At 57.8% G+C, this 21,596-nt stretch carries 22 protein-coding genes; 12 read left to right on the plus strand and 10 right to left on the minus strand.

Going from position 1 to position 21,596, the window contains the following annotated elements; translation table 11 throughout:
- Positions 1 to 23: 23 nt before the first annotated feature.
- Entirely contained in the window at positions 24 to 1,316 is a 1,293-nt protein-coding gene (locus HBN68_RS07345) for a putative porin (RefSeq protein ID WP_169963575.1), read from the minus strand.
- A gap of 357 nt (positions 1,317 to 1,673) precedes the next feature.
- Between HBN68_RS07345 and HBN68_RS07350 the strand changes: the two genes are divergently transcribed.
- Positions 1,674 to 2,798: a GNAT family N-acetyltransferase gene (locus tag HBN68_RS07350; protein WP_169963573.1), complete on the plus strand. Its 1,125-nt coding sequence runs from the start codon at positions 1,674 to 1,676 to the stop codon at positions 2,796 to 2,798.
- An 18-nt stretch (positions 2,799 to 2,816) separates the two neighbouring features.
- Here the strand turns inward: HBN68_RS07350 and aqpZ are convergent, their stop codons facing one another.
- The 4 genes from aqpZ to HBN68_RS07370 all read right to left on the minus strand — a co-directional run bounded on the left by aqpZ (position 2,817) and on the right by HBN68_RS07370 (position 7,321).
- Positions 2,817 to 3,518, minus strand: a complete 702-nt coding sequence (aqpZ, locus tag HBN68_RS07355; RefSeq protein ID WP_094992342.1) for an aquaporin Z — start codon at positions 3,516 to 3,518, stop codon at positions 2,817 to 2,819.
- Between the two features lie 201 nt (positions 3,519 to 3,719).
- Positions 3,720 to 5,552, minus strand: a complete 1,833-nt coding sequence (locus HBN68_RS07360) for an ABC transporter ATP-binding protein (protein WP_169963571.1) — start codon at positions 5,550 to 5,552, stop codon at positions 3,720 to 3,722.
- Positions 5,553 to 5,722: 170 nt separating this feature from the next.
- The gene (locus tag HBN68_RS07365; protein WP_094992340.1) at positions 5,723 to 6,286 is read right to left on the minus strand and encodes a peptidylprolyl isomerase; all 564 of its coding nucleotides are present in this window, start codon (positions 6,284 to 6,286) and stop codon (positions 5,723 to 5,725) included.
- A 111-nt stretch (positions 6,287 to 6,397) separates the two neighbouring features.
- Positions 6,398 to 7,321, minus strand: coding sequence for a LysR family transcriptional regulator (locus HBN68_RS07370; RefSeq protein ID WP_169963569.1), 924 nt, complete (start codon positions 7,319 to 7,321; stop codon positions 6,398 to 6,400).
- A gap of 206 nt (positions 7,322 to 7,527) precedes the next feature.
- Between HBN68_RS07370 and HBN68_RS07375 the strand changes: the two genes are divergently transcribed.
- The 3 genes from HBN68_RS07375 to HBN68_RS07385 all read left to right on the plus strand — a co-directional run bounded on the left by HBN68_RS07375 (position 7,528) and on the right by HBN68_RS07385 (position 9,814).
- Complete coding sequence (locus HBN68_RS07375) at positions 7,528 to 8,127, plus strand: FMN-dependent NADH-azoreductase (protein WP_169963567.1); 600 nt, start codon at positions 7,528 to 7,530, stop codon at positions 8,125 to 8,127.
- 215 nt (positions 8,128 to 8,342) lie between these two features.
- Positions 8,343 to 9,203 (plus strand): carboxylate/amino acid/amine transporter, encoded by an 861-nt coding sequence (locus tag HBN68_RS07380; protein ID WP_094992337.1) that lies wholly within the window; start codon positions 8,343 to 8,345, stop codon positions 9,201 to 9,203.
- Between the two features lie 38 nt (positions 9,204 to 9,241).
- Positions 9,242 to 9,814: an alpha/beta hydrolase gene (locus HBN68_RS07385; protein WP_094992336.1), complete on the plus strand. Its 573-nt coding sequence runs from the start codon at positions 9,242 to 9,244 to the stop codon at positions 9,812 to 9,814.
- Between the two features lie 58 nt (positions 9,815 to 9,872).
- Here HBN68_RS07385 and HBN68_RS07390 read toward each other — a convergent pair whose 3' ends face one another.
- A complete protein-coding gene (locus HBN68_RS07390) occupies positions 9,873 to 11,171 on the minus strand; it encodes a mechanosensitive ion channel family protein (RefSeq protein WP_094992335.1) in 1,299 nt (432 codons plus the stop codon).
- 192 nt (positions 11,172 to 11,363) lie between these two features.
- On the opposite strand from HBN68_RS07390, the gene HBN68_RS07395 reads away from it, so the two are divergent.
- A complete protein-coding gene (locus HBN68_RS07395; RefSeq protein WP_094992391.1) occupies positions 11,364 to 12,710 on the plus strand; it encodes a DEAD/DEAH box helicase in 1,347 nt (448 codons plus the stop codon).
- 136 nt (positions 12,711 to 12,846) lie between these two features.
- Positions 12,847 to 13,239, plus strand: coding sequence for a transcriptional regulator (locus HBN68_RS07400; protein WP_094992334.1), 393 nt, complete (start codon positions 12,847 to 12,849; stop codon positions 13,237 to 13,239).
- Between the two features lie 23 nt (positions 13,240 to 13,262).
- On the opposite strand, the gene HBN68_RS07405 is transcribed toward HBN68_RS07400, so the two are convergent.
- Together HBN68_RS07405 and HBN68_RS07410 are read right to left on the minus strand one after the other, a co-directional pair.
- Positions 13,263 to 13,985 (minus strand): TorF family putative porin, encoded by a 723-nt coding sequence (locus tag HBN68_RS07405; protein WP_094992333.1) that lies wholly within the window; start codon positions 13,983 to 13,985, stop codon positions 13,263 to 13,265.
- Positions 13,986 to 14,165: 180 nt separating this feature from the next.
- Positions 14,166 to 14,345 (minus strand): hypothetical protein, encoded by a 180-nt coding sequence (locus HBN68_RS07410; RefSeq protein WP_019410559.1) that lies wholly within the window; start codon positions 14,343 to 14,345, stop codon positions 14,166 to 14,168.
- Between the two features lie 345 nt (positions 14,346 to 14,690).
- Here HBN68_RS07410 and HBN68_RS07415 point away from each other — a divergent pair, with 345 nt between their 5' ends.
- The 5 genes from HBN68_RS07415 (at position 14,691) to HBN68_RS07430 (ending at position 18,154) form a co-directional block, all read left to right on the plus strand.
- Positions 14,691 to 15,527 carry a S1-like domain-containing RNA-binding protein gene (locus HBN68_RS07415; protein WP_094992332.1) on the plus strand — a complete coding sequence of 279 codons (837 nt, stop codon included), beginning with the start codon at positions 14,691 to 14,693 and terminating at the stop codon, positions 15,525 to 15,527.
- A gap of 25 nt (positions 15,528 to 15,552) precedes the next feature.
- A complete protein-coding gene (locus HBN68_RS07420) occupies positions 15,553 to 15,957 on the plus strand; it encodes a DUF2177 family protein (protein ID WP_094992331.1) in 405 nt (134 codons plus the stop codon).
- 47 nt (positions 15,958 to 16,004) lie between these two features.
- On the plus strand, positions 16,005 to 16,934 hold the full coding sequence (locus HBN68_RS07425; RefSeq protein ID WP_094992330.1) for a DMT family transporter: 930 nt from the start codon (positions 16,005 to 16,007) through the stop codon (positions 16,932 to 16,934).
- 206 nt (positions 16,935 to 17,140) lie between these two features.
- Complete coding sequence (locus HBN68_RS22130; protein ID WP_262373483.1) at positions 17,141 to 17,266, plus strand: PA1414 family protein; 126 nt, start codon at positions 17,141 to 17,143, stop codon at positions 17,264 to 17,266.
- Between the two features lie 285 nt (positions 17,267 to 17,551).
- Positions 17,552 to 18,154: a DTW domain-containing protein gene (locus tag HBN68_RS07430; RefSeq protein WP_169963565.1), complete on the plus strand. Its 603-nt coding sequence runs from the start codon at positions 17,552 to 17,554 to the stop codon at positions 18,152 to 18,154.
- A gap of 32 nt (positions 18,155 to 18,186) precedes the next feature.
- On the opposite strand, the gene HBN68_RS07435 is transcribed toward HBN68_RS07430, so the two are convergent.
- Both HBN68_RS07435 and HBN68_RS07440 read right to left on the minus strand, forming a co-directional pair.
- Entirely contained in the window at positions 18,187 to 18,585 is a 399-nt protein-coding gene (locus tag HBN68_RS07435; protein ID WP_169963563.1) for a YbaN family protein, read from the minus strand.
- Between the two features lie 7 nt (positions 18,586 to 18,592).
- A complete protein-coding gene (locus HBN68_RS07440) occupies positions 18,593 to 19,180 on the minus strand; it encodes a YecA family protein (protein WP_094992328.1) in 588 nt (195 codons plus the stop codon).
- 272 nt (positions 19,181 to 19,452) lie between these two features.
- Here HBN68_RS07440 and recQ point away from each other — a divergent pair, with 272 nt between their 5' ends.
- Positions 19,453 to 21,582, plus strand: a complete 2,130-nt coding sequence (recQ, locus tag HBN68_RS07445) for a DNA helicase RecQ (protein ID WP_169963561.1) — start codon at positions 19,453 to 19,455, stop codon at positions 21,580 to 21,582.
- Positions 21,583 to 21,596: the final 14 nt, after the last annotated feature.

A 21,596-nucleotide genomic window follows, 5' to 3' on the forward strand; every position in this document is an offset into this window, starting at 1 on the left:
CGTTTCTTTAATTCAAGTGTGGTTTAGAACTTGGCTTCTACATCCAGTTGCAGGGTGTTGGTGTTCGCGTCTTTCTGCGTTGTGGTGGCGTAGTCGGCCTTGGTCAGGTAGTACGTCACGCCGACACCGAAGTTCTTGTCGATTTCGTAACCCAGTTTGACCTTGTGCCCACGCGAGCCCGTGGTGCCGTTGGCAAAGTCGGAGTCAGTGAAGGCACCGACCACGGCGTTACGTTGAACGTCGCGGTAGTTGTAGTCCAGGCTGAAGGCATCCAGCTTGCTTTTGAAACCCACCAGCCAAGCGTCGTCCTGATCGCTGTCGGTGGCGGCGTTGTGCACGTACTGACCGTACAGCGACAGAGGCAGTGGCAGGTTGGCGATGTCGACCTGACCAAAACCTTCATACAGGCGGAATTCGCTGGTGCTGTTGCCATTGACGGCCAGTGCGCACGGCGTGGTTTTGGTGCCAGTGGTCGGGCACTTGCTGTCATCGTCGTTTTTGTAGCCATACACGCTGCCGCCCAAGGTTACTTTGAGGCTGTCGTTGGGTGCGAAACGTGTACCCAACTGGCCGGCATACATGCTCAGGTCGTGACGAAACTGCACACCTTCGCCGTCGACGTTGTCCTTTAGGGTGTAGTAACCCGCACTGCCGAACATTTCGACACCGCTGTTACCCAGGTCGTGTTTGTACGTCGCGGCGACGCCTTCGGGGTTGATATCGCTGTCCCAGATCACATCACCGATGCTGACCCAGGGTTGTGGCATTTTGCCGCCGATCAAGTGCAAGTCTTTGACGGCGGTCGGGTGATAGTCGATGTAAGCCTGATCCAGCCACAGCTGTTTCTTGTCGAAATAGTTGTCCAGGTCCTGGTTAGTCGAACGCGCATCGTCTCCGCCGCCGGTGGCGATACGAATGCCGGTGTTCACTTGCGGGTTGATCTGCGTGTATGCCCCCAGGCGTGCACGGATACGCTGGCGGTCCTTGTTCTTGCCGTCGGACTCGCCGTCGATTTTGATGTTTTCATGGCGCACCCGCACGTCACCCTTGAACTCGGTCTTGGCGGCCCAGGCCACTTTTTGTTCAAACGCACTGAGGTCGGATTTTTTCACCTGATTGGCGGCAGCTTCCTGCTGAGCCTGTTTTTCACTGGCGAGTTCGGTTTGCAACTCGGCGTATTGCCCTGGGGAGATGGACCCGTTTGCCTTGAGCATTTCCAGCAGTTTGGCATCGACCCCGGCGCTGGCCGGAATACTCATGGCTAACGCCAGGCCGCCACATAGTCCCGCCGCAACCCGTGTAGATACAAGACGCATATGAATCTCCCAGTGGTGGAATGGCGATGACCATCCCCGGAAAAACGGCCCTTGGTGGGCTCAAAATGGGTGCGGGGCGAGTGTGTTATTGGCGTGTTGGCAGCCGTCCACTCATAACCCCGCGCTCTAAGAAGCGGCGCCAGTATCGCGGCTGGATATGACAGAAAAGTGGCAAACTGATAGCAAGTCCGTGACACCGTTCCAGCCCTCGGTTCGCAGGCGTTGTCGGATGATGAGGTGTCGCCCAGACCCTGTTTATTGCGGTAGTCGCTATCAGGCACAAGGTGTTCAAGGGCGTTTTCAAACACTGGCGGGGTGATACCATCGCCGCTCTGAAGCGCGTGCCGGAGCCCCTCAATGCCGTTACATCGTCTGGACAGTCTGTCGGCTATCAGCGCCCCTGAATGGGATGCCTTGGTCCCGACCTCCCAACCTTTTTTGCGTCATGCTTTTCTCAGCGCGCTTGAAGACAGTGGCAGCTTGAACCCGCACTCAGGCTGGCAGCCCGAGCATTTGTTGCATTACGCGGACGGCACCTTGCAGGCCGCGTTGCCCAGTTATCGCAAATGGCATTCCTATGGCGAGTATGTGTTTGATCACGAGTGGGCCAACGCCTGCGATCGTGCGGGTATTGAGTATTACCCCAAGCTGTTGACTGCCGTGCCTTTCAGTCCTGTGAGCGGCCCGCGCCTATTGGCCGCCAGTGCCGAGCAAGGGCGTGAGTTGTTGGCGGCGTTGCCCGGCTATCTGGAGGTCGAAGGGCTGTCCGGCGCGCACATCAATTTCACTGACCCGTTGGCAGACAGCGCGCTGGCGCAACAGCCCGGCTGGCTGCAACGTCTGGGCTGCCAGTTTCATTGGCAAAACCGTGATTACCGGGATTTTCAAGACTTTCTCGATGCGCTCAGTTCGCGCAAACGCAAACAAATGCGCAAGGAACGCGAGCAGGTCGCGGGGCAAGGAGTTGCATTTGAGTGGCTAGAAGGTCGACAGGTGAGCGAGGCGCAGTGGGATTTCGTCTACGCCTGTTACGCGCACACCTACGCCGTGCGTCGACAAACCCCGTATTTAACCCGCGAGTTCTTCAGCCTGTTGGCCGAACGCATGCCTGAAGCCATCCGCGTGGTAGTGGCCAAACAGGGCACTACACCGGTTGCCATGGCGTTCAGTTTGGTAGGGGGCGACAGTCTGTACGGCCGTTACTGGGGCTGCCTGGCCGAATTCGATCGCCTGCACTTTGAAACCTGTTTTTACCAGGGCATGGAGTACGCCATCGCCCACGGTATTCAGCGTTTCGATGCCGGCGCTCAAGGTGAGCACAAGCTGATCCGCGGCTTTGAACCGGTGATTACGCACTCATGGCACTACCTGCGGCATCCGGGGCTCAAAGCCGCTGTCAGCGATTTTCTGGAGCGCGAACGCGTGGGCGTGATGGCTTACGCCGAAGAGGCGAGGTCGGCGCTGCCCTACCGGCAGGCCTGAGCCACGCCTCGTTGCGCGTCAGTGGTGTTCCTTGCCCAGCCATCGGTAGGTCAGCCCGCCGATGGCCGCGCCCACCAGTGGCACCAGCCAGAACATCCACAGTTGTTGAATCGCCCAGCCTCCCACAATCAGCGCCGGTCCCGTGCTTCGGGCGGGGTTGACTGAGGTGTTGGTCACGGGAATCGAGATCAGGTGGATCAGGGTGAGCGCCAGCCCGATAGCAATCGGCGCCAGCCCGGCCGGTGCCCGTTTATCCGTGGCGCCCATGATGATCAGAATGAACATGCTGCTCATCACCAGTTCGCACACCAGCCCTGCGGTCATGGAATAACCCCCCGGCGAGTGCTCGCCATAGCCATTGGCAGCCAGCCCGCTGACGGCCAGGTCGAACCCGGGTTTACCGCTGGCGATGAAATACAGCACGCTGGCGGCAATGATCCCGCCCACAACTTGAGCCCCGATGTAGGCGGGCAGTTCTTTGGCCGGGAAGCGTCCGCCTACCCATAAGCCGAACGACACGGCGGGATTGAGGTGACACCCGGAAATATGGCCGATAGCGAAAGCCATCGTTAGCACCGTCAAACCAAAGGCCAGCGCGACCCCGAGCAATCCGATGCCGACATCAGGGAAAGCAGCGGCCAGTACCGCGCTGCCACACCCGCCGAGGACTAACCAGAAAGTGCCGATCAACTCTGTGATGGAGCGTTTGAACAGGTTCATGTCAGGGTCCTGGATAGATGGCTTGATCTATCAGTGATCACTGGGCGCATCCTGCATGTTTAACGACAGAATTCCTCCGAATCCTTTATTCATTACAGCAGTCGGCAACGGATTTTCCATTGCCCATAAAAAAACCAGAGCCCTTTAAAACCGGGCCCTGGCGATGTGTTTCAGGGGGTTTACATGCGGTGTTTTTTTGGATCAGTCGATACCGACAAAGCCACCCGTTTGATGTTGCCACAGACGTGCATATAAACCGCCATGGGCGAGCAATTCGGCATGGGTGCCGCTTTCTGCGATACGGCCTTTTTCCAGTACCACCAACCGGTCCATGCGGGCGATGGTGGACAGCCGGTGGGCAATGGCGATCACGGTTTTGCCTTGCATAAGGGTTTCGAGGCTTTCCTGAATCGCCGCTTCAACCTCAGAGTCGAGCGCTGAGGTGGCTTCGTCCATGATCAGGATCGGCGCATTTTTAAGCAGCACCCGTGCAATCGCAATGCGCTGGCGCTGCCCACCCGACAATTTGACCCCGCGTTCGCCCACATGGGCGTCAAAACCGGTGCGGCCCTGTGCGTCGGACAGCAGCGGGATGAACTCATCGGCCCTCGCCTTGTGCACGGCGGCCCACAATTCTTCGTCGCTGGCGTCCGGCTTGCCATACAGCAAATTGTCGCGGATCGAGCGGTGCAGCAACGAGGTGTCTTGAGTGATCATGCCGATCTGTTCGCGCAGGCTTTCCTGCGTCACCTCGGCAATGTTCTGATCGTCGATCAGGATGCGGCCGCCTTGCAGGTCATACAGCCGCAGCAACAAGTTGACCAGCGTCGATTTACCCGCGCCTGATGGGCCGATCAGGCCGATTTTTTCTCCGGGTTTGATGGTCAGGTTCAGGTCGCTGATGATCCCGCTGCGTTTACCGTAGTGGAAATCCACGTGCTCGAAACGCACTTCGCCACGGGTCACGCTGAGGCGGGGGGCGTTTTCGCGGTCAGTGACCGCCACCGGCTGGGCAATGGTTTGCAGGCCATCCTGGACCATGCCGATGTTCTCGAAGATGCCATTGACCACCCACATGATCCAGCCGGACATGTTGACGATACGAATCACCAGGCCCGTGGCCAGGGCGATGGCGCCGACGCTGATCAGCGACTGGCTCCACAGCCACAAGGCCAGGCCGCTGGTGCTGACAATCAACAGGCCGTTCATGCTGGTGATAGTGACGTCCATGCTGGTCACGACACGGCTGGCCAACTGGGTTTTTTCAGTTTGCTCAATGATGGCTTCGCGGGCGTACTGCTGCTCGTAATGGGTATGGGCAAATAACTTGAGGGTGGTGATGTTGGTGTAGCCATCGACGATGCGGCCCATCAGTTTGGAGCGCGCATCGGAGGACACCACGGAGCGTTCCTTGACCCTCGGCACGAAGTAATAGAGTGCACCGATATACAGCACGATCCAGGTCAGCAGCGGAATCATCAGGCGCCAGTCCGCCTCGGCAAACAGCACCAGCGAACTGATGGCGTAGATCAGCACGTGCCACAGGGCATCGACGGCCTGCACAGCTGAGTCGCGCAACGAGTTGCCGGTTTGCATGATGCGCTGGGCGATGCGCCCGGCGAAGTCGTTCTGGAAGAAATTCAGGCTCTGCCTGAGCACATAGTTATGGTTCTGCCAGCGGATCATGCTGGTCATGCTGGGGCTCAGGGTTTGGTGGACGAGCAAATCGTGCAGGCCGAAAAAGACCGGGCGAATGATCAGCGCCACCACGGCCATCCAAATCAGCTCGGCACTGTGGACCCTGAAAAAGTCAGTATTGGGCGTGCCTTGAGCCAAGTCGATCAAGGTACTCAGGTAACTGAACAGGGAAACTTCAATCAGCGCTGCCACCAGCCCGACCACCAGCAATGCGGCAAAAATTGGCCAGACCTGACGCAAGTAATACAGATAAAACGCCCAGACCGTCGCGGGTGGCGCAGAGGTGGGCGGTTCGCGGAAGATATCGATCAGTTTTTCAAAGCGGCGATAAAGCATGGGCACTGACGCCCGCAGCGCGGGCTCTCCTTTCGTGGTGTGACCGCTGACCCGATGACTGCGCGGCGATTGAAGAGTGCGAGCCGCTCAAGCAGCGTTGGCAGCGCGCACGCTTGGGCAGCGGCTACGTTCAAGGGCAGCGGTCTACGCTTCCTGCAAGACTCAATCCGTCAGTCAATGCGCTTGGCAGACTTGATCAAGACCGGGTCGATGGGCACGTTTTGCATGCCTTGTTTGGTAGTGGTTTGCGAATTGACGATTTGGTCCACAACGTCCATGCCATTGACCACCTTGGCGAACACGGCGTAGCCGGCATCACGGCCCGGGTCGAGGAATGCATTGTCGGCCACGTTAATAAAGAACTGGCTGGTGGCGGAGTTCGGGTTGGAAGTGCGTGCCATCGACAACGTGCCACGTACGTTGTGCAGGCCGTTGGAGGCTTCGTTCTTGATGGGGTCGCGGGTCGGCTTTTGCACCATTTGCGCTGTAAAACCGCCGCCTTGCACCATAAAGCCCGGGATCACGCGGTGGAAAATGGTGTTGTTGTAGAAACCATTGTCGACGTAATCCAGGAAGTTCTTGCTGCTAATCGGGGCCTTGACCGGGTCCAGCTCAATCTCGATCTGGCCGAAACTGGTATCCAGCAGCACGTGGGGAGCCTTTGGAGGTGTGCCCGCCATCAGGTTGGCGGCAAACAGCAGGGCGCCAGCGGCGAGGACAATTTTTTTAAGCATGGGTGTGATCCTGAAATAGTGGGGGTGACGGTTAAGTGTCACGCAGACACACAAGCAGATGTCGCGAGTGGTGGACAGGATATGCCCGAATCCGGTTCCTGCCCACCGCTGTCACGCTTGCAGGGGCGCTGCAAACGGTGCGTCCAGCGGGGCCGTGTCGAAGGTGCGTAATAGCTCGACAAGAATTTGCGTGGCAGGCCCCAAGGGTTTGTCTTTGTTGGAGTACAGATAAAACACCGGGTGACGTGTGCCGCCTTGATGAAGTGGCAACGGTTTAAGCACGCCTTCGTTGATTTCCCGTTCAATCATGTGCCGCGGCAGCCAGGCAAACCCCAGCCCACTGCCGACAAAGGCCGCAGCGGTGGCCAGGCTGCCGACGGTCCAGCGCTGCTCTGCACCCAGCCAGCCCATGTCACGGGGTTGCTGGCGGCCAGAGTCGCGAATGACCACTTGCAGCTGGCTCTCCAGGTCCTGGAATTGCAACTCACGCTGCAGGCGATGCAATGGATGGTCGGGGTGGGCCACGGCGACAAACTCCACAGCGCTAAGTTCGGTGCCCAGATAACCCGGAATGTTGAAGCTGCTGATGGCCAGATCGGCCACGCCTTCGAGCAACACTTCTTCAACGCCGGACAGCACTTCTTCGCGCAATCGCACCCGGCAGCCCCGGCTCTGCGGCATAAATGCACTCAAGGCGCGGACCAAACGTGCGTTGGGGTAGGCAGCATCGACAACCAGGCGTACCTCAGCTTCCCAGCCTTGCTCCATGTGATGGGCCAGGTCTTCGAGCTGGCTGGCCTGTTTGACCAGTTGCCGGGAGCGGCGCAACAACACGCCGCCAGCCTCAGTGAGCACAGCCTTGCGCCCATCGATGCGCAGCAGCGGCACGCCGAGCTGATCCTGCATGCGGGCCACGGTGTAACTGACGGACGATTGCGAGCGGTGCAGCACTTCGGCAGCTTGGGCAAAGCCGCCATGGTCGACCACCGCTTGCAGGGTGCGCCATTGATCAAGGGTCACGCGGGGCGCTTTCACGATGAGTACCTCTGAAAATGAATAGATGAAGGCGGAGGTAGCCGCTTTGGGTCAAGAGAAGTGGGGCTGATGTTCGCACCGACACAACGATTAATAAACAACTTTATAGATAGGTTGTAGCAGGTATTTGCGCTTTTTCATCGAAGCTGTGCCCTATAACCTTCACTTCATCGCCTTACAGCATTTAGAGATGGAGCCTACCTATCATGTCCCGTGTTTTGATCATCGAAAGCAGTGCCCGCCAGCAGGATTCCTTTTCCCGTCAACTGACCCGGCAATTCATTAGCCAATGGCAAGCGGCGCATCCGGCTGACCAGATCACGGTCCGCGATGTGGCGCGCAACCCCGTACCGCACCTGGATGCCAACCTGCTGGGTGGCTGGATGAAGCCTGAAGACCAGCGCAGCGAGGGGGAGCACGCCTCGTTGCAGCGCTCCAACGAACTGACCGATCAGTTGCTGGCTGCCGATGTGCTGGTCATGGCAGCACCGATGTACAACTTCGCGATCCCCAGCACGCTCAAGGCCTGGCTGGATCACGTATTGCGCGCCGGCGTGACGTTCAAATACACCGAAACCGGGCCACAGGGTTTGCTGACGGGGAAAAAAGCATACGTGCTGACGGCGCGGGGCGGCCTATATGCGGGTAGCACCACGGACCATCAAGAACCCTACCTGCGTCAGGTGATGGCGTTTATCGGGATTCACGATGTGACCTTTATCCACGCAGAAGGTATGAATCTGGGTGGGGACTTCCAGGAAAAGGGATTGAACCAAGCCAGATCCCTGATTTCAGAGATTGCATGACGTCTTAATCGGCAGGTAATCGCCCGTTGGCTTAATCGCTTCATTGCTCCTTCAAGCATGCGGTTCGCGCATCGAACCTCCCTTTGCACTTTGCTTCTGAGTGCTCCAGCCCGATCAGCTTTTAGCTGTATCGGGTTTTTTTTGCCCGGGATTTCGTTGCCGGTGGAAAACCGCTAAGGTCGCGCTCATTCCGTTGGGCGGCAGGCGAAAGAGTTATGGGCTATTTATTGATTGTTACGCTGATTCAGGCGTTTTCCTTCAGCCTGATTGGCGAGTACCTGGCAGGTCACGTTGACAGTTACTTCGCCGTTCTGGTCCGGGTCGTGCTGGCGGGGCTGGTGTTTATCCCGCTAACTCGCTGGCGCGCGGTTGAGCCGGGTTTCATGCGCGGCATGCTGCTGATCGGCGCATTGCAATTTGGCATTACCTACGTGTGCCTGTATTTGAGTTTTCGCGTCCTCACCGTGCCGGAAGTGCTGCTGTTTACCATCTTGACGCCGCTGCACGTGACGCTGATTGAGGACGCGCTCAACCGTCGTTTCAACCCGTGGGCACTGGTCGCGGCGGTGGTGGCCGTGAGCGGTGCGGCAGTCATTCGTTTTGACAGCATTAGCCCGGACTTTTTCAAAGGCTTCCTGCTGCTGCAACTGGCCAACTTTACCTACGCTGCCGGGCAGGTGATGTACAAGCACCTGGTGGCGCGCTACCCCAGCGACCTGCCGCACTATCGGCGTTTCGGATATTTCTACCTGGGCGCACTGGCCGTGGTGCTGCCGGCTTTCCTGCTGTTCGGTAAAGCCCATTTCTTGCCCGACGCGCCATTGCAATGGGGGGTGCTGCTGTTTTTAGGGTTGGTATCGACCGCGCTGGGCATGTACTGGTGGAACAAGGGCGCCTGTCTGGTCAGCGGGGGCACGCTGGCCGTGATGAACAACCTGCACGTGCCGGTGGGCTTGTTGCTTAACCTGTTGATCTGGAATCAGCACGAGCCGCTGGGGCGGCTGTTCTTGGGCGCGTTGGTGATACTCGTCGCCGTGTGGCTCAGTCGCCTCGACCGCAGGCCAGTGAGCAGCTAAGGTCACGGGGACTATCCAGCATCCAGAGGAGAGCAGGGATGACCGTCAGAGTGTTGATATTGCCCGGGTTACTTGATTCAGGTCCCGATCATTGGCAATCCCGTTGGGAGCAGCGTTTCAGCGGCTTGAAACGCGTTAAACAGAGCGACTGGCAGACGCCATCTTGCGCCGACTGGGTGCAGAAATTGCACAAAGAGGTGACGAAGAATAATCGCCCTGTGGCTCTGGTGGCGCACAGCCTGGCCTGTACCTTGATTGCCCGGTGGGCACAGGAATACCCGGAAGCGGCAAAGCGGGTGAGGGGGGCGTTGCTGGTGGCGCCCAGTGATACTGAAGCTGAGAGTTATCCGTCAGGCACACAGGGTTTCACCCCCATGCCTTTGAACCCGCTGCCGTTTCAGTCCATCACGGTCGCCAGCACTGACGATCCCTACGTCACACTTGAGCGGGCAAGGGTTTTTAGCGAGGCGTGGGGCAGTACAAAGCTGCAAATACTCGACAGCGCGGGGCACATCAATGCGCAAAGCGGTTTGGGACATTGGCCGCTTGGGATTAGCCTGTTGTTTGACCTGACGGGAGACCAGCAATTCCATACCGCAGCCGGTCACTGAGTAATACGGCCAATGCAGGAGCGCCAGGCGGCAGCTCCTGCTCTTCAGATCATGCGTTTCAGTCGTCAGCGTTGGCCGCTTCAGGCACCACCAATGGTGTTTTGATCTTGTTCAGCAGCCCGTTGCGCAAGTCATTGCCGCTCGGTTGCTGATAAACGCTGAGGCCGAACTCCGGCATCACCGACAGCAAGTAGTCAAAAATGTCGCCCTGGATTTGCTCGTATTCGTCCCACACCGTGGTGCGGGTAAAGCAGTACACCTCCAGCGGCACGCCCTGAGCGGTGGTCTGCATCTGGCGCACCATGCAGGTCATGTTCGGCTGAATCTCGGCATGGCTTTTCAGGTACGCCAGCGCGTAGGCGCGGAACGTACCGATGTTGGTCATGCGCCGACGGTTGGCCGACAACGCGGCAACGTTGCCCTGGGCCTCGTTCCAGCTCTTGAGTTCGGCTTTTTTGCGCGTCAGGTAATCGCGCAACAAGCGCACTTGCTCCAGCCGCTCTTCTTGTTCATCGGTGAGAAAGCCGATTTCGGCCGCATCAATAAACAAGCTGCGTTTGATCCGGCGTCCACCGGACTGCTGCATGCCGCGCCAGTTTTTAAACGACTCGGACATCAGGCGCCAAGTCGGAATCGAGACGATGGTTTTGTCAAAGTTTTGCACCTTGACCGTATGCAGGGTGATGTCGATGACATCGCCGTCGGCGCCTACTTGCGGCATTTCGATCCAGTCGCCCACGCGTAGCAGGTCATTACTGGTCAACTGCACACTGGCGACGAACGACAGCAGGGTATCTTTGTAGACCAGCAAAATGACCGCAGACATCGCGCCCAGGCCCGAGAGCAGCAGCATGGGCGAGCGGTCGATCAGGGTGGCGACGATGATGATTGCCGAAAACACATACAGCAGCATTTTGGTCAGCTGCACATAGCCTTTGATCGGGCGGGTTTTGGCGTAGTTGGTACGCGAGTAGATATCCAGCATCGCGTCCAGCAGTGCGCTGATGACCCGTGTCAGCACGAAAATGGTAATGGCCAGCGCCAGGTTGCCGAGGAAGTGGCGACCGTTGTCGCTCATGTCCGGCACCAGGTTGCGCCCGAACTGCACCATCAGTGATGGCGTCAGTTGCGCCAGGCGGTGGAACACCTTGTGCTCGCGCAAGTCGTTGATCCAGTGCAGCGCCGGTTGGCGGGCGAGGATCTTGGTCACTCGTAAAATAACAATGCGTGCAATGTGGCCTGCGATCAGCGCGATGCTCACCAGCACGATCAGGCCGAGCAGCGCCGACAGCCAGGGATGATCGTCAAGGTTGGCCCAGAGCGTCTGGAATTGAACCCAGAGTTGTTGAATATCCATAAGCGAAAACGTTACCCCAAAAGTAAATGGCGCGTGAATTAGAGCATTTACTGGCGCTTTAGGGGCTGACGTAGGACTAAAGACCTTAAAAAAGCAGTTGTTTCGCGCCGTTTGTACAAAGAAACTCGGCCTCAGCGCTCGAAACCGTTACTCTATGCCGCTGATTTTTTGCATTTCTTCGAGGTAGCACCCGTGTTTTCCGATTTCGCCCTGCACGAACGCCTGCTTAAAGCTGTGGCCGAGCTTAAATTTGTCGAGCCTACGCCTGTGCAAGCAGCGGCCATTCCGCTCGCGCTCGAAGGGCGTGACCTGCGGGTGACAGCTCAGACCGGGAGTGGCAAAACCGCCGCTTTCGTCCTGCCGATCCTGAACCGCCTGATCGGCCCGGCCAAAATCCGCGTGAGCATCAAAGCGCTGATCCTGCTGCCGACCCGCGAGCTGGCACAGCAAACGCTGAAAGAAGTGGAGCGTTTCTCGCAATTCACGTTCATCAAATCCGGCCTGATCACCGGTGGTGAAGACTTCAAGGTTCAGGCCGCCATGCTGCGCAAGGTGCCGGATATCCTGATCGGCACGCCGGGCCGTCTGCTGGAGCAACTGAACGCGGGCAACCTGGACCTCAAAGAAGTTGAAGTGCTGGTGCTCGACGAAGCCGACCGTATGCTCGACATGGGGTTCTCCGAAGACGTTCAGCGTCTGGTGGATGAATGCCCTAACCGCCAGCAGACCATGTTGTTCTCGGCCACCACCGGTGGTTCGGGCCTGCGTGAAATGATTGGCAAGGTACTGACCAATCCTGAGCACTTGCAGCTCAACCAGGTCAGCCAGCTGAACGCCACCACGCGTCAGCAGATCATCACTGCCGACCACAACCAGCATAAAGAGCAGATCGTTAACTGGTTGCTGGCGAACGAGACTTATCAAAAGGCCATTATTTTCACCAATACCCGTGCCATGGCTGACCGTATCTACGGCCGTCTGGTGGCGCAGGAGTACAAGGCGTTTGTCTTGCACGGTGAGAAAGACCAGAAAGACCGCAAGCTGGCCATTGACCGCCTGAAGCAGGGTGGCGTGAAAATTCTGGTGGCGACCGATGTCGCAGCCCGTGGTCTGGACGTTGAAGGCCTGGACCTGGTGATCAACTTCGACATGCCGCGCAGTGGCGACGAGTACGTGCACCGTATCGGTCGCACCGGCCGTGCGGGTAATGATGGCCTGGCGATCTCGCTGATCTGCCACGGTGACTGGAACTTGATGTCCAGCATCGAGCGCTACCTCAAGCAAACCTTTGAGCGCCGCACCATCAAGGAAGTCAAAGGCACGTACGGCGGTCCGAAAAAGGTCAAGGCTTCGGGCAAGGCGGTTGGCGTGAAAAAGAAAAAGACGGATGCCAAAGGCGACAAGAAGAAGTCAGGCGCCAAGGCTCCTACCAAGCGCAAGATTGCCAATCGCCCCAAAACTGACGCTCTGTCGCTGGTCAGCAAGGACGGTATGGCGCCGCTCAAGCGTCGCAAGCCAGAAGCACCGGCAGCGGAATAACGCGCCCGCGTGCTCTGCCAAAACCCGGCTCAGGCCGGGTTTTTTTTGCCCGCTAAACTGCGTATGAACGACTGCGAGGTTTGTCAGTCACTACTTAGGAAGGCTCTTTTATCCAACCGTACGGAGAGTGAAGCTGATGAATATTTACAACTGGCCCCTGATTGAATGTCTTTTGCACAAGGCTCAAAACGGTGCTGGCGAGCCGTTTACCCCGCGTGTGTACGCTGAAGAGCTCGCCGTTACCATGAGCAACAGGGGCGACCCTGTGGGTAACCTTGATGAGTTCAAAGTGCTGGCCACGGATTACGAAGCCATGTTGTTAAAGCAGGGTTACATCGAGCCGCGTCGTGAAAGCGAAGGCGGAACGGGTGAAAACTATGAGCTGACAGAACGTGGGTCTCGCTTGCTAAGCCTGATCGACAGCTCAATACCGGGCGACAGCCATCCGTTAGAGGTGCTGGATGCGCAACAGGATCCGCTCGATCCGCAGACCTTTGATGCGCTGACTGCGCAGCCGCAAATTGCTTGAATGACGCTGCGGTAGTTGCAGGATCAGTAAAACGCGCGCTCGGCCTTGAAGGTGACCAGTCCGTCACATTGCGCGTTTTGCCCCGAATAGGCTGAGCATTGCGTGCCATCAAGGTTTGAGTCGCTGTAGATCAGATTCAGATCAATGCCCATGAACGGGCGTGAGAATTTGATCGACCAGTCATTGAAGGTGCGCACACTCCCGCCCTCGGCAATCGAGACCGGCGAACTGAGCTGGTGCGTGGTGTATTTCATGCTTACGCCAATGCCCAATGGCTGGTTGACACCCAAATCTGCAAACAGGGTGGTGTCCTTTCGGTCCGGGTCGTTGCTGAAGGCCGCGCCGAAGCGGGTGCCCAGAATGGTCAGCCCGGCATAGAACTGTTGGCTGTCGAGCGGGCTGAGCTTGGGGTAGCTGTAGTGAATCATTCCCAGTTCATAGCTCAGGGTCTGGTCGAAGGGGTGTTTGTAGCCCAGATAAGAGTCGATTTCGAGGTTCGTGCCAGGCTTGATGCCCATGGTGGGCGCCCATTGGCCGACGTACCAGCCGCTGTCGTGGGTCAGGTCAAGGCCACCGTGGAAGGTTGAGCCCGCGCTGGTGGGTTTGACCAGGCCCTGTGCCATGCTGCGGCTGGGTTGAGTGGCCAGTTTGAGGTCGAAATCCCCCAGCTCGCGGGAGAAGACGTGTGCATCAACTAACGTGCTGGTCAACAGGGTGCCGGCCAGCATCAATGCCCGGGTGAGCATGGTTCCCTCCTGTATAGGCTCAAAGGCTTGATCTAGAGGCCTTAGAGGATACGGATGAATGCCGGGCACAGGGTGCCGTTGGTCGATTACTCGACGATGGGAGGCGGATCGGGGAGTAGGGCTCGGTAGTCCTAGCGCTTTGTAGGCAAAGCGCAAGAGGACCAGGTCATGCGAGGGGTATTACTTTTTGCCGAGCGTGATTTGCTTGGACGGGCCGAAAGTTTGACCGCTGACACCTTTATCAATTTGCTGAATTTCGCCACCGGATTTCAGGAAGGCGGCAATTTGTGCATTGATAGAATCACTGGTTTCAACAGCAGGAGCTGGCTTTGCTTTGCTGGCGGATGCTTTTACACGCATGGCGGCTATTGACCTGTAGAAAATAACTTGGCCAGCGATAATACCTGAAAGGCTTGACAATTGCTTGTTAAATATCGGCGTAAAATAATTAACGCGTGCGAACATAAGTATGTTGAACCGCTTATTACTCCGCTAACTCGCTGTTTTAATTCATAACGGCGGGCGTTTTTTTAGCCTTTTGCTACTGCCTTTCAGCGCCGGCGGACTGACGAGCGGCACTTGGTAGCGCCCGTGCATGCCGCCAAATCAGGCGTGGCGCAGATTTTTTAAGGCCGCGACCTTGCGGCTTCGATGTGCCCGCCCAAACTCGGGTAGAATGCCGCCCACGTAATGAGGGTATTGGACATGGCTTTAATCGGTCGCTACAACAGTTTGCAAGTGGTTAAACACACTCACTTTGGTTTGTATCTCGATGGCGGGGCTGACGGGGAAATCCTGTTGCCCAATCGTTATATTCCCAAGGATATTCCCAGTGAAGATGAAGATTGGCTCAACGTATTTGTTTATTTGGACAGTGACGACAAGTTAATTGCCACCACTGAAAAACCAAAAGTTCAGGTCGGTGAATTCGCCAGTCTTAAAGTGGTTGAAGTTAATAGCATCGGTGTTTTCCTGGATTGGGGTTTGCCCAAGGATTTGCTGCTGCCGTATTCGGAAGAAAAGCGCCAGATGAAGGCGGGCGAATACGTGGTGGTGCACGTCTATCTGGACAAACATACGCGCCGCATTACGGCCACTGCGCGTCTGGACCGTTACCTGGATAAAACCCCGGCCACCTATCAAGTGGGGCAGGAAGTCGACTTGCTGGTGGCTGAAGCCACTGACATGGGTTTCAAGGCGGTGATCAACAACAAGCATTGGGGCCTGATTCACAAGAATGAAATCTTCAAGTTCATGCGCGCAGGCAAGCAAGAGAAAGGCTTCATCAAAGAAATTCGCGCAGATGGCAAGATCAGCCTGAGCTTGCAGCCGGTCGGCCAAGAGGCCGCCAGCAGCCTGAACTCGAAGATCCTCGGCAAATTGCGCGAAAATGATGGGGTGCTCCCGGTGAGCGATAAAAGCGCCCCTGAATTGATCAGCAGTCTCTTTGGCGTGAGCAAGGGCAACTTCAAAAAAGCCATCGGTTCGTTGTACAAGGAAGGCAAGATTACGATCCACCCGGACCGTATCGAATTGATCTGATCCACCAGCCAAGAGGGTTGTCGAGATGAGGAAAAGTGTTTGGGCGTATATCGGCGTATTACTGGCTTTCCTGATTCTCGACGGCCTGTGGTTGGGCGTGCTCATGAGCTCTACCTATAAAGAGCTGTTCGGCCCCTTGATGCTGGCCTCCCCCAACTGGGGGCCGGCGGCTGTGTTCTATTTGCTGTATGTGGTGGGCGTGGTGTTTTTTGTCGTGCGCCCGGCGTTGGCTCACGGCAGTGCGCGCAGGGCGGCGGTCACCGGCGCCTTCTTTGGCCTGATCGCCTACGGCACCTATGACATGACCAACTGGGCCACCCTCAATGGCTGGTCGGCGCAACTGGCGCTGATGGACATGGCATGGGGCACTTTGCTGACATGCCTGGCCTCGCTTTCAGGTTATTGGACTGCCCGTAAAATGGCTGCGTGACAGACGTGCGTGACCGACGCGTTCTTTGATGGACCCAGGGTGTTGATATGAATGTTTCGCGGCGGCCGACGGATGCGTTTGCACTGCAAGTGATGGTGGGTCTTTGCCTGATCTGGGGCGTGCAGCAAGTGGTGATCAAGACGGCGGCCCCGGACATCGCGCCAGTCATGCAGGCGGCAGGGCGTTCCGGGATTTCAGCGTTGCTGGTGGGCTTGCTGATCTGCTGGAAAGGTGGCTGGGACCAAGTACCGGCTACGTGGCGCGGTGGCTTGCTGGCTGGCAGTCTGTTCGGTCTGGAGTTCTTCTTTATTGCCGAAGGTCTGCAACTGACCAGTGCCGCGCATATGTCGGTCTTCCTTTACACAGCCCCCATTTTTACTGCCCTTGGCGTCAACTGGCTGTTGCCCAGTGAGCGCTTGCGACCGTTGCAGTGGCTGGGGATCTTTCTCGCGTTCCTCGGCATCGTGTTTGCCTTCGCGGGCGGCGTGTCGTTGGCCGACATGGATCGCAACATGCTGTTGGGCGATGCCTACGGGATTTTCGCCGGCATGGCCTGGGGCGCGACGACGGTAGTGGTGCGTGGCTCGCGATTGTCTGAAGCACCGGTCACCCTGACCCTGTTTTACCAATTGATGGTCGGTTTTATTGGGTTGCTGGTGATCGCGGCGGCCAGTGGCCAGATCAGTCATGTCAGCCTGACCACCGTGGCGGTGGCCAGCGTGCTGTTTCAAGGGTTAGTGGTGTCGTTTTTCAGTTATCTGGTGTGGTTCTGGATGCTCAAGCGTTATCTGGCGTCCAACCTGGCGGTGTTCTCGTTCATGACCCCGCTGTTCGGCGTGACCTTTGGCGTGCTGGTGCTCGACGAGCCGCTGAGTTTCAACTTTGTCGTCGGTGCCGTCCTCGTGCTGTTCGGCATCACATTCGTAAGTGCAGAGCAGTGGTTGCGGCGGCGTCTACGCACGCTGTTGGGCCATTGAGCGCGTGCAACGCCGGGTCTAGGGTAAGAGGCTGCAACATGGCGTAATGCCTTCAGTGCAACTTGCTGCATTGGCATGAGTCAGAGTTGTGCGAGATTAGCCTAAAGTTCATTGACTTCTGGCAAGCATTGCGTAGGACTTAGGACTATTATCTGTATGAAGCGACCAAAGATTAAGGGTCGCCGTCGTCACCCCAAGGGGGATCTATGAAAGATAAACTGCAAAGCTGGCTGCATGACTTGGGCGTAGCGCTGGGCCTGATTGAGCCGCCGCTGCAACCTGTACCAATTCCGGTCGAGGAACCGCGTCGTCGCCCGCAACGCCGCCGCTAGGTTCTCACCTGCAGGGGTTGCAGGTGTTGGCTGTCATGAAAAAACGGGTACGACTTGCGTCGTCGCACCCGCTGAAGAACGCATTGAGTCAAACAAAAGACCTTATGCCGTGCGGGTCACCGGGGCAAGTCGCCACGCCATCAGGCTGATCCGTGCGTCATTCACCCCGATAACGCCGAGGTGTAGTTGATCGGTCTCTTGACATTCAGCCCCTCCTTGAACATAAACCCCCCTCGCTGTAATCAAGCTCAGGTTCCTGCTGCAAATTTGAAGAGTTTTTGATCCATGTCTCGTGCCCAATGCCCACTCTGCTTACGCCCTCAATCCCACTGTTTATGTGAACTGATCCCCCGGTTGGATAGCCGCACCCGAGTGTTGGTGCTGCAGCATCCTAGCGAGGTCAACCATGCGCTCAATACGGCGCGTCTGGCTGCGCTGGGGCTGATAAATGCCGAGCTGCGGGTCGGAGAAACGTTTGATGATCTGGACGTGCTGCTTAACGCACCGGGGTATCAGGTGCGGTTGTTATTCCCGGGGGACGATGCACAGTTAATTGGGGCGCCATCCTCTTTAGAGGACAGTCGTCCATGGTTACTGGTGGTGCCGGACGGCACGTGGCGCAAGGCACGCAAGCTGCTGCACCTCAATCCGGGGTTGGCGCAACTGCCGCGCGTAACGCTGGCGCCGGGGGCTGTGTCGCGCTATCGCCTGCGCAAGGCACCGGGGCCGGGGGCTTTGTCTACGCTGGAAGCCATTGTGCAAACCCTGGACATTCTTGAAGCACCGACGTCTTTTGCGTCCCTGCTGCGCCCCTTTGAAGCCTTGATCGAGGGGCAGATTGCCGCGATGGGGCACGACACCTTCCAGCGTAACCATGGGCAGGCTTGAGTTGGAGGGCTCGACCAAAAGGTGAGGGAGAGTCAGGGCTTTTCGAGGGTTTTTTGACGCAGGATGTAAATGCTGACCAGCACTGCACTGGTCAACATGAAGCCGCGGGCCCAGGGGAGCGGCACCAGGTAGCACGACACGCCAATGCTCAACCACATCAAACCGATTGCATAGACTTTGCCTTTAAGCGGGATACCGTTGCCGTCCAGGTAATCGCGTATCCAGGGTCCCAGTCGCGGGTGATCCACCAGCCATTGATAAAAGCGCGGGGAGCTGCGAGCGAAACAGGCGGCGGCCAAAAGCAGAAACGGGGTGGTGGGCAAGACGGGGAGGAAGATACCGATAACCCCCAGCGCTACACTCAGCCAGCCGATGGCGAACAGTGTGTAGCGCAGCAACCGGGGCCGGTTGCCGGGTAAGGGGTTAGCCACTGATCACTCAGTGATGACGAGGTTTGAGAATCGCCGGTTTTTCATCAGGTGCCTGGCACAACAGGTACAGGGCAGTCAGCGCCTCGGGGATCTGAACGATCATGTCGTCCATCAGGTTGGCGTCCTTGGCGATGTCTTCGAACTCGGGTTGTTCGTCGAACAGGCCCGATCCGACCATGATCGGCAGGAGCATTTCGCTGACTTCGTCTTCAGCGGTTTCAAACCAGGCTTCTTCACGCATGAATACGCCTTCCATAAAGCCGATGCACCAGCCGCGCAGCTCGGAATCGTCCGGCTCATCACCCAGATCCAGGTCGCACGGCAGCTCGAACTCTTCGTCGGATGCCAGTTGGCGGGCGATGTGGGCCTTGAGTTGAATCAGTGTGGCTTCGATCTCTTCGCGCTGGGCGTCGTCTTTGTAATGCGGTGGCTCAGAGAAAACAGCGTCGATCCACTCGCGCTCAGGAACGTCTTCAGCGCAGATGGAAAGGGCGGTCAGAAAGCCGTGGGTGGCCACGTAGTCCAGCGCCTCGTCATGCAGATCGTCAGCGTCGAGGAAGACTTGCAGGCGGGTTAGTTGCTCAGCGAAGGACATTAGGACTACCTAGAAAATATACGATGCCGAATTCTAGGCTTTCTTGAGCCCGCAGGCCAGCCGCAGCACGCATTTGCCATCACTTCCCGGTGATCGGTCACGCAATCACAAGGCCCTGCGCAGTAGAGCGCTCGGGTATACTGCCGCGTTTTGTGATGCCCTGCGCTGTATGCAGTGCGTCCCGCGCTGTGTGCCCGGGCCTTTGAACGGGCCCGAGGCCGCGCCGGACGCCCCGCGTGCGCAGGGGTGTTTCAGCGATTTCTGGAGTTTCTATGCTCGAACAGGCTCAACGCGTACTCAAAGACATCTTCGGCTACGACAGTTTCCGTGGCCGTCAGGGTGACATCATTGAGCGCGTGGCCAGTGGCGGCGACGCGTTGGTGCTGATGCCTACCGGCGGCGGAAAATCCTTGTGCTTCCAGGTTCCGGCCTTGTTGCGTGACGGGTTGGCGGTGGTGGTCTCACCCTTGATCGCGCTGATGGACGACCAGGTCGCTACCCTGGAAGAACTCGGTGTGGCAGCAGCCTCACTGAATTCGACGCTGAGCGCTGAGCAGCAGCGTGATCTGGCCAATCGGATCAAGCGTGGCGAAGTAAAAATGCTTTACCTGGCGCCCGAACGACTGGTGCAGCCGCGCATGATGGCTTTTTTGCAGAGCCTCGATATTGCGCTGTTTGCCATTGACGAAGCCCATTGTGTGTCCCAATGGGGGCATGACTTCCGCCCGGAATACCTGCAGTTGGGCCAGTTGGCCGAAATGTTCCCCCAGGTGCCGCGCATCGCCCTGACCGCTACCGCCGATAAACGTACCCGCGAAGAAATCGTCACCCGGCTGCACCTGCAAGACGCTGAGCGTTTTCTGTCGAGTTTTGACCGCCCGAACATCTTTTACCGCATTGTGCCCAAAGAACAGCCGCGCAAGCAGCTGCTGGCGTTTCTTTCCGAACGGCGCAGCGATGCAGGCATTGTTTACTGTCTGTCGCGTAAAAAGGTGGATGAAGTCGCGCAGTTCCTCTGCGACCAAGGATTTCCGGCACTGCCGTACCACGCCGGTTTGCCCAGTGAGACCCGTGCTGCTAACCAGAAGCGCTTCCTGAACGAGGAAGGCCTGATCATGGTCGCGACCATCGCGTTCGGCATGGGCATCGACAAATCCAACGTGCGGTTTGTGGCGCATCTGGATTTGCCCAAGTCCCTTGAGGCGTACTACCAGGAAACCGGTCGTGCCGGTCGTGACGGTTTGCCGGCCGACGCGTGGATGGCTTATGGCCTGCAAGATGTGGTGATGCTCAAGCAAATGCTGCAAAACTCAGAGGGCGACGAGCGCCACAAGCGTCTTGAGCATCACAAGCTCGATGCCATGCTCGCCCTGTGTGAAGAAACGCGCTGCCGCCGTCAGACGCTGCTGGCCTACTTTGACGAAGACATGCCGCAACCTTGCGGGCATTGCGACAACTGTGTCGACGGTGTGCAAACCTGGGACGCCACCGAGCCGGCGCGCCAAGCGTTGTCGGCGATTTACCGCACCGGGCAGCGTTATGGCACCGGCCATTTGATCGACGTGCTGTTGGGCCGCGACAATGAAAAAGTCCGTAGTTTCGGGCATCAGCATTTGTCCGTTTTTGGCGTGGGCAAAGACCGTTCCGAAGGCGAGTGGCGCACCCTGTTCCGACAGTTGGTGGCCCGTGGTTTGGCTGATATTGATATCGAAGGCTACGGCGGCTTGCGCTTGAGCGACAGTTGCCGGCCATTGCTGCGCGGGGAGGTGACCCTTGAACTGCGTCGCGAACTCAAGCCGCAAACCACTGTGCGCAGCAGTTCTGCCAGCCCGGCCAGCCAGCTGGTGCGTGGCGAAGAGCGCGAACAATGGGAAGCACTGCGTGCACTGCGCCGCAAGCTGGCCGAAGAGCACGGCGTACCGCCTTACGTCATCTTCCCCGACTCAACCTTGCTGGAAATGCTGCGCAGCCAGCCCACCTCGTTGTCCGACATGGCCAAGGTCAGCGGCATTGGGGCGCGCAAACTGGAGCGTTACGGCGAAGCATTCCTCGAAGTACTGGGTGGGCAGGCCGAAACGCCGAAAGTGGTGGCCGATATTCGCCACGAGCTGACCAGCCTGGCCCGTGCAGGCATGACGCCGATGCAGATCGCCGGTCAGTTGCAGTGTTCTGAAAAGAATGTTTACACAATGCTGGCTGAAGCCATTGGTCGCCAGGAACTCTCGCTCGAGCAGGCGCTGGACCTGCCAGAAGCACTCATGGAGGAAGTCCAGGACGCTTTCCTGGACGGTGAAGGCGAGCTGCCGAGCGTGGCCAGCATCGCTGAGCAATTCAAGGGCCGGGTACCCGAAGGTGTGCTGTATTGCGTGCGCGCAGCCTTGCAATCGGAGTTTGAAATTTAAATCAAACAGCGATA

This window comes from Pseudomonas sp. WS 5078 (assembly GCF_012985745.1).
Lineage (GTDB): Bacteria > Pseudomonadota > Gammaproteobacteria > Pseudomonadales > Pseudomonadaceae > Aquipseudomonas > Aquipseudomonas lundensis_A.

Bases quoted from the DNA above. Each gene is read 5' to 3' on its own strand.
- HBN68_RS07440 (WP_094992328.1), bottom strand. From the start codon at position 19,180: ATGTCCTTCGCTGAGCAACTAACCCGCCTGCAAGTCTTCCTCGACGCT.
- HBN68_RS07430 (WP_169963565.1), top strand. From the start codon at position 17,552: ATGTCTCGTGCCCAATGCCCACTCTGCTTACGCCCTCAATCCCACTGT.
- HBN68_RS07415 (WP_094992332.1), top strand. From the start codon at position 14,691: ATGGCTTTAATCGGTCGCTACAACAGTTTGCAAGTGGTTAAACACACT.
- HBN68_RS07400 (WP_094992334.1), top strand. From the start codon at position 12,847: ATGAATATTTACAACTGGCCCCTGATTGAATGTCTTTTGCACAAGGCT.
- HBN68_RS07350 (WP_169963573.1), top strand. From the start codon at position 1,674: ATGCCGTTACATCGTCTGGACAGTCTGTCGGCTATCAGCGCCCCTGAA.
- HBN68_RS07420 (WP_094992331.1), top strand. From the start codon at position 15,553: ATGAGGAAAAGTGTTTGGGCGTATATCGGCGTATTACTGGCTTTCCTG.
- HBN68_RS07380 (WP_094992337.1), top strand. From the start codon at position 8,343: ATGGGCTATTTATTGATTGTTACGCTGATTCAGGCGTTTTCCTTCAGC.
- HBN68_RS07375 (WP_169963567.1), top strand. From the start codon at position 7,528: ATGTCCCGTGTTTTGATCATCGAAAGCAGTGCCCGCCAGCAGGATTCC.
- HBN68_RS22130 (WP_262373483.1), top strand. From the start codon at position 17,141: ATGAAAGATAAACTGCAAAGCTGGCTGCATGACTTGGGCGTAGCGCTG.
- HBN68_RS07360 (WP_169963571.1), bottom strand. From the start codon at position 5,552: ATGCTTTATCGCCGCTTTGAAAAACTGATCGATATCTTCCGCGAACCG.
- HBN68_RS07390 (WP_094992335.1), bottom strand. From the start codon at position 11,171: ATGGATATTCAACAACTCTGGGTTCAATTCCAGACGCTCTGGGCCAAC.
- aqpZ (WP_094992342.1), bottom strand. From the start codon at position 3,518: ATGAACCTGTTCAAACGCTCCATCACAGAGTTGATCGGCACTTTCTGG.
- HBN68_RS07365 (WP_094992340.1), bottom strand. From the start codon at position 6,286: ATGCTTAAAAAAATTGTCCTCGCCGCTGGCGCCCTGCTGTTTGCCGCC.
- HBN68_RS07385 (WP_094992336.1), top strand. From the start codon at position 9,242: ATGACCGTCAGAGTGTTGATATTGCCCGGGTTACTTGATTCAGGTCCC.
- HBN68_RS07345 (WP_169963575.1), bottom strand. From the start codon at position 1,316: ATGCGTCTTGTATCTACACGGGTTGCGGCGGGACTATGTGGCGGCCTG.
- HBN68_RS07425 (WP_094992330.1), top strand. From the start codon at position 16,005: ATGAATGTTTCGCGGCGGCCGACGGATGCGTTTGCACTGCAAGTGATG.
- recQ (WP_169963561.1), top strand. From the start codon at position 19,453: ATGCTCGAACAGGCTCAACGCGTACTCAAAGACATCTTCGGCTACGAC.
- HBN68_RS07410 (WP_019410559.1), bottom strand. From the start codon at position 14,345: ATGCGTGTAAAAGCATCCGCCAGCAAAGCAAAGCCAGCTCCTGCTGTT.
- HBN68_RS07405 (WP_094992333.1), bottom strand. From the start codon at position 13,985: ATGCTCACCCGGGCATTGATGCTGGCCGGCACCCTGTTGACCAGCACG.